This window comes from Deltaproteobacteria bacterium, assembly GCA_009929795.1.
GTDB lineage: Bacteria > Desulfobacterota > Desulfovibrionia > Desulfovibrionales > Desulfomicrobiaceae > RZZR01.
The window spans coordinates 1-6,006 of record RZZR01000138.1 but is presented as its reverse complement, the minus strand read 5'-3'; the positions used below and the strand labels follow the sequence as shown (position 1 = coordinate 6,006).

Below are 6,006 nucleotides of genomic sequence, written 5' to 3'. Positions count from 1 at the left end.
ATCGTACTCTCCGGCTGGCAGTCGGGACAGGTCCAGGCGATTGGCCGCATAGTCCGAGGCCTCCCCGTCATCGCCCCCGAAACCGTGGACGCTTCCGTGGGCCAGAATGATCCTCGGCCCATCGAATCGGGCCAAGTCCTCGCCCGAACGAAGCCACTCCAAGGTGTCCCTGGTCTCCATCCTTCGCGCCAGAGGGCAGGGAAAAACGCTGGCCCCGGCCACTTCCGCCGGCCCGGACTCGGCCAGGACCCTCAGATTCGGAGCCAAGTCGCGCCGTTCCCGGCGAAAGAACTCCTGTTCCCAAACACTCCCGGGTCCGCCGTGGTCGTGGTTGCCCGGGATGGTTAGGACCGGAACGCCCAGGCTGCCGATCCGGGCCAGGGCCGCCGACACCGTGGCCTTGTCCACCGTGGGCGAGTCGAACAGGTCCCCGGCCACCAGGATGAAAGCCGCCTCTTCCCGGACCGCCAAATGGCCGATGCGGTCCAGGACTTCAAGCCGCTCCTGCTGGACAAGGATTCGCTTGCGCTCGTCCGCGATGCCGGCAAAGGGTCGACCAATGTGCAGATCTGAGGTGTGGATGAATTTCATGGACTATGACTCCCGATAAGATACAATAACCAAGAAGACCGATACGTTTTGACCCATCTTCCCCCGAGAGTAAATCCCCGTCCCATCGAAACTCCGGCTTGAGTCCTTCGGGGAGGAGGAGTAGCATTTTCTGACACATTTGATCACGGCTGGCCTTTGGAACCATGTTCAATCCAGCGAAAAATCGGCAAGCAGGAAGTTGCATCACCATGACCATCGAAAACGAACCGGGACGGACTGGCCATATCGTCATGGTCGACGGGTACTCCACTGGGGCATATTATCTTCCTTTGCTCCGGGAAAAGGGGCTGCCCGTGGTCCATGTCCGATCCGCGTCCGTGGCTTCGGAGAGCACCTTCGGTCGAAGCGTGGATCAGATTCTGGAACGGACCAAACGGGCCTACGCCGCCTGTTTCGATGAAGGCCCCGACATGGCCGATCTGGTCCTGGATCTTAACCCCTGGCAACCGATGTCCGTTCTGGTCGGCTGCGAGACCGGGGTCGAACTGGCCGACGAACTGGCCCATGCCCTGGGCCTGCCCGGCAACGACCCGGCCACCAGCCCGGCCCGGCGAGACAAGTTCCTCATGCACCAGGCCCTGGCCCGGGCCGGGGTTCGCTCCCTCAAGAGCCACATGACCGACGATTTGAGCGACCTTCTGGCCTGGGTCCGGGACGAAGGCGGGCTGCCCGTGGTCCTCAAGCCGCCCAAGAGTGCCGCAGCCGACGGGGTTCATATCTGCCGGACCGAAGAGGAGATCCGCCGTGCCTTCCTGGAATTGAAACAGAAGCGAACCATCTTCGGCTCGACCCTCGACCAGATTCTGGCCCAGGAATTCGCCCTGGGCTCGGAGGTGGTCGTCAACACGGTCTCCTGCCAAGGCCGGCACCGGGTCAGCGATCTCTGGCGCTACTCCAAGGCCATCACCCCCGAAGGACGCTCCGTCTATGACGCCGCCTGGCTGGTCCAGGACTTCGGCCCCGAGACCGACCACATCCTCGACTATGCCCGCTCCGTCCTGGACGCCCTGGATATCGGCTTCGGCCCGGCCCACGCCGAGATCATGCTCACCGCCCACGGCCCGGTTCTCATCGAGTGCGGGGCCCGCCCCATGGGCGGAAGTTTTCCCCAGGACATGGTCCGCGACTGTCTGGGATCGACCCAGCTGGACCTCGCCCTCATGGCCGCCCTTGAGCCCGGAACTTTTCTGGCCCGCCTGGACGAGCCCTATGCCGTACGCAAGCATTTCTGCGTCAAGTGCCTCATCTCCAGCCGGAAAGGGGCCCTGGACGCCACGCCGGCCGTGTCCCTTCTCACGGCTCTGCCCTCGGCCCGTGGGGGAAATTTCCTCCACTGCCTCGAAGACGGCCACGTGGACTGCACCGTTGACCTCCTTTCCTCGCCGGCCATGCTCTTTCTCTGCCACGAGAACCAGGAATTGGTTCGACAGGACCATGAACTTGTCCGGGATCTGGAAAGCGAGGGGCAGAACCTCCTGTTCGAGCTGTCCCCGGGAGCAGACCTGCGCCCCGATCCCGACTGGGTCCGACGCGTTCCCGACGAACTTTGGCTAAAATCCGAGGAAGTGGGCGCGCCCGACGCCGATATCATCTGGCAGGCCCTGGGCCTGCGTTCCGGCATGGAAGTGCTGGACTGTCCCTGCGGCGACGGCCGGGTCGGCATCCATCTGGCCCGCCGAGGAGTAAGTCTGACCGGGGTGGACCTCAACCCCCGCTTCGTGGACCGGGCCAGACAACGCTTCGTCAGTGAGGGCTTTCAGGCCGAATTCAAAGTCTGTGACATGCGGGCCCTGACCTTTGAGAACCGTTTTGACGCCGTGGTCAACTGGTTCAACAGCTTCGGCTACTTTGACGTGGAAACCGATTTCGAGGTCCTCAAGAATCTGGCCAGGGCCCTGAAACCCGGAGGGCTCCTCCTGGTCGAGGCCCCCAGCCGGACAAATGTCCTGGCCAACACCACGGCCAAATTCGACGCCCATGGCCGGGAGATCGGCCAGCGTTGGGACGAGCTGGCCGAACGAATGTTCCTGCCTGTGCCCGTGGAGGAAATCGGGCGCATCGTGGAGGTCGTTTCAGGGCCGCGCCTCTACACCCTGGCCCAGTACCGACTCCTTTTTCGTCTGGCCGGCCTGGTATTCGTGGCCGCCAAGGATGAGAATCTCGACACATACGGGGATCATTCCCACCGCATGGTCCTTGTGGCCCGCAAACCGTCAATCAACTGGAAATAAACGAACATGGAAGCCATCGGCCACCTCATCGGTGGCATCGGAGTCTTTTTCGTCGGTCTCTACCTGCTCAGTTCAGCCCTGAAGCAGATGGCCGGACGGAGGTTTCGGCTCCACTTTGCCAAATGGGTCGGAACCACCCCCAAAGCCGGCCTGGTGGGTTTTGTGGCCGGGTTCCTGACCCAGTCCATGTCCGCCCTGTCCTTCATCGTCGGTAGTCTGGTCGGAGCCGGGATGGTTCCGGTCCAGCGGGGCATGTTGGTCATCTTCTGGGCCAATGCCGGCATCGGCATCATGATCCTTCTGGCTGTCCTGAACATCAAGGTCGCCGTGCTCCTGATCCTGGGCATTGCCGGCATGGCCTTCGCCTTCAAGCGGCCCCGCCACATGGAAGGCCTCTCCCAGGCCCTGTTCGGCGGGGCGCTGCTCTTCTACGGTCTGATCATGCTCCGGACCGGAGCCGAACCCCTGGCCGCCATGCCCTGGTTCGAGGCCGTTCTGACCGCCGGCCGTTCCTCCTATCTCCTGGCCTTTTTGGCCGGGGCCTTGCTCACAGGGCTCTGCCAGTCGTCCACGGCCGTTTCCATCCTTGCCATCACCCTGACCCAGGTCGGAATCTTCTCCATGGAACAGACCGTCATGATCATCTACGGCACCAACGTCGGATCAGGCGCCGTCAGCTGGCTCCTGGCCTCGGCCGTCAGGGGCACGCCCAAACAATTGATCATGTCCCAAGTCTTCTTCAACTTCATCGCCGGCTTGGTCTTCGTGGCCTGGTTCTATCTCGAGATTCTGATCGAAATCCCGGGGATTCTTGCCCTGATCCGAAACCTCGGCCTGCCTCTGGAACAGGGCACGGCCATGGTCTATCTGATCTTCAACTGGGGAGGGGCCGTGGCCCTGTCGTTTGTGGTCGGGCCCTTTGCCCGAACCATCGCCCGATTCTGGCCGGCCACCAGGGAAGAGGAATGGTCGCGCACGGCCTTTCTTCGGGACGACATCGGGGACGCCCCGGAAATCCAGCTCGGCCTCCTGACCAAAGAGCAGTCTCGCCTCCTCTGCCGCCTGCCCCGCTACACGGCCATTCTCCTGGACGAAATCCGCGACGACCGGGGCAAGATCCTCGAGGCGCTGCACGCCTCCTTCGGAGCCGTTTCCAGGGAAATCAACGCCCAGATCGCCGATCTACTCGGAGGACACCTCACCCAGGAAAGCCTGGAGCTGCTCATGATCCTTCAGAACAAGCAAAAACAAATGGAAGCCTTTCAGGGGCTCCTCCAACAATTCGCCTTGAGCTGCCGGAATTCGACGGCCACCCTCCGCACGGTTTTCCAGGGTTCATTCCTCCAGGGCCTGGACTTCCTGCTCCATGCCGCCTGCGAGGCCGAAAGCTCCGAGGATGCCGAGGATGCCCAGCGTCTGGTCCACCTGACCCGGGACAAGGGCGAAGTCTTTCAGGCCCTCAGGGCCGCGTATCTCAACGGGGAACGGGAGATGGACGTTCAGGACCGGGGGACCTTCCTGGAACTAACCGGCCTGTATGAGCGCATCGTCTGGACCCTGGGCCGCATCGCCAAACTCCAACAGGCCCAGCAGGCCCTCGAGGCCCGGGGCTGAACCGAAACGGCCCTGGAAAACGAGGTGACAGATATTTTGAAAATCGTCCAATCGGCCGAGATAAACCATAAATGAACAACAATGAGCTTACTATTTATTCTCTAAATTTTCAAAGGAGGTTTCATGATGAAAAAGGCGCTTATTTTTTTAATTATTTTTTGCTTCATACCTTCAATGATACTCGCTTCTGAACTAAAGAATGTGAACGATGTTGAAAAATTTACATACATGCTGATATCAAAAATTCAGAAGAATCAAATTGCAGAAATGTTTGATTTAACAAAAAATTTTACATTTATCCCTGTTGAGGAGATTGAATCTGCTAAAAATCAAATAATTTTGAAAAGAAAAGAATATATTAACAGAATTGGGAATCCAATTGGAAGTGTCATTCATATCGAAACCAAAACAATTGTCGATTCATTAATTCATATTAAATACCTTGAAAAGTGTGACAGAAATTCAATTATATGGAATTTTACATTTTATAAACCAATGGATGATTGGTTTCTTGCTTCTCTGTGGTCTTCAGATAACATCCTGTCTCTTTTTGGAGAAAATTTTCAATGAATCTAGCCAACGGCTCGCGAAACGCGGGCTCAGGCAAGACAAAAAAACCCTGAGCCGAAACGGCCCCGGGAAACCTTGATTCCCCGGGGCCGTCGGCCTCACTTCTTGATAAACCTGTCCAGCACTCCGGGCAGCTTCTCCTTGACCTCTTCCGGAATCTTCTCTTCGACGTCCTTGGAAATCTCGACCTCCTTCTTGAGCCGGTCCAGACCCTCCTGCACGGCCTTGTCCTTGAGCACGCTGGCCACGTCCAGCCCGAACTCGGGTTTATCGTAGGTGCCGGTGATCTTCAGGGGCACGGTCAAACCGGCCAGTTCCGATAATGGCTCGCCTTCCTGCCCCTTGAGGGTGGCCACCACGGCCACCTGGGTTCCGTAGTCCACGGCCTTGGTCAACAGATTCACCCTCCCGGCCCCGGACACGCGTAGCAAAGGGGCCTCCATCTTGAGATCCTTGTTGACGGCCAGAGCATCGGCCACATGAACCGAGCCGCTCAATAGGGCGAAGTCGGTTTTCAGGTCCTCGTCAGGCACGGGCCTCTGACCCCTGAAAAGACCCACGGCGTCCCGAAGCATCTTGGGTACGTTGATGCCGTTCACGGCCCCATTCTCGAACCGAAACGAAAAGACCCCGGCCAGATTCTTGAGAATTTCCTCCTCGGTCAGTCCGCGTCCGGCAAAATCGGCCTTCATGGAGGCCGTGCCCTCGATGGGGTCCTTGCCGATAAAGTCTTTGAGATACGGTCCCACCTGGAACCCGGTCACGGACTTGGACACGGTATAGGCTGGAAGGTCCTGACGGACGTCCAAACTTGCCTTGGCCTCCACCGTTCCCTCGTAGGCCTTGGCCGTCATGGGATCGAGGCTCAAGACGCCCTTCTTGGCCTTGACCCAGAATCAGCGGCTGGACGACACCAAGATCGATCTGGAGGCTCAGATCCTCAATTTCGAGGGACCCGCGGCCCGGTTCGATCTGGTCG

5 protein-coding genes are annotated in these 6,006 nt (G+C 59.2%); 3 read left to right on the top strand and 2 right to left on the bottom strand.

Annotation, left to right across the window (positions count from 1 at the left end):
* On the bottom strand, positions 1-591 hold a 591-nt coding region (locus tag EOM25_11600), incomplete at its 3' end, for a DNA repair exonuclease (protein NCC25816.1).
* A 164-nt stretch (positions 592-755) separates the two neighbouring features.
* Between EOM25_11600 and EOM25_11595 the strand changes: the two genes are divergently transcribed.
* From EOM25_11595 to EOM25_11585, 3 genes are all read left to right on the top strand, one after another.
* The gene (locus EOM25_11595) at positions 756-2,843 is read left to right on the top strand and encodes a methyltransferase domain-containing protein (GenBank protein NCC25815.1); all 2,088 of its coding nucleotides are present in this window, start codon (positions 756-758) and stop codon (positions 2,841-2,843) included.
* Positions 2,844-2,849: 6 nt separating this feature from the next.
* Entirely contained in the window at positions 2,850-4,457 is a 1,608-nt protein-coding gene (locus tag EOM25_11590; protein NCC25814.1) for a Na/Pi cotransporter family protein, read from the top strand.
* A gap of 123 nt (positions 4,458-4,580) precedes the next feature.
* A complete protein-coding gene (locus EOM25_11585) occupies positions 4,581-5,027 on the top strand; it encodes a hypothetical protein (GenBank protein NCC25813.1) in 447 nt (148 codons plus the stop codon).
* Between the two features lie 98 nt (positions 5,028-5,125).
* On the opposite strand, the gene EOM25_11580 is transcribed toward EOM25_11585, so the two are convergent.
* Positions 5,126-5,896: an AsmA family protein gene (locus EOM25_11580; protein NCC25812.1), complete on the bottom strand. Its 771-nt coding sequence runs from the start codon at positions 5,894-5,896 to the stop codon at positions 5,126-5,128.
* Positions 5,897-6,006 lie beyond the last annotated feature (110 nt).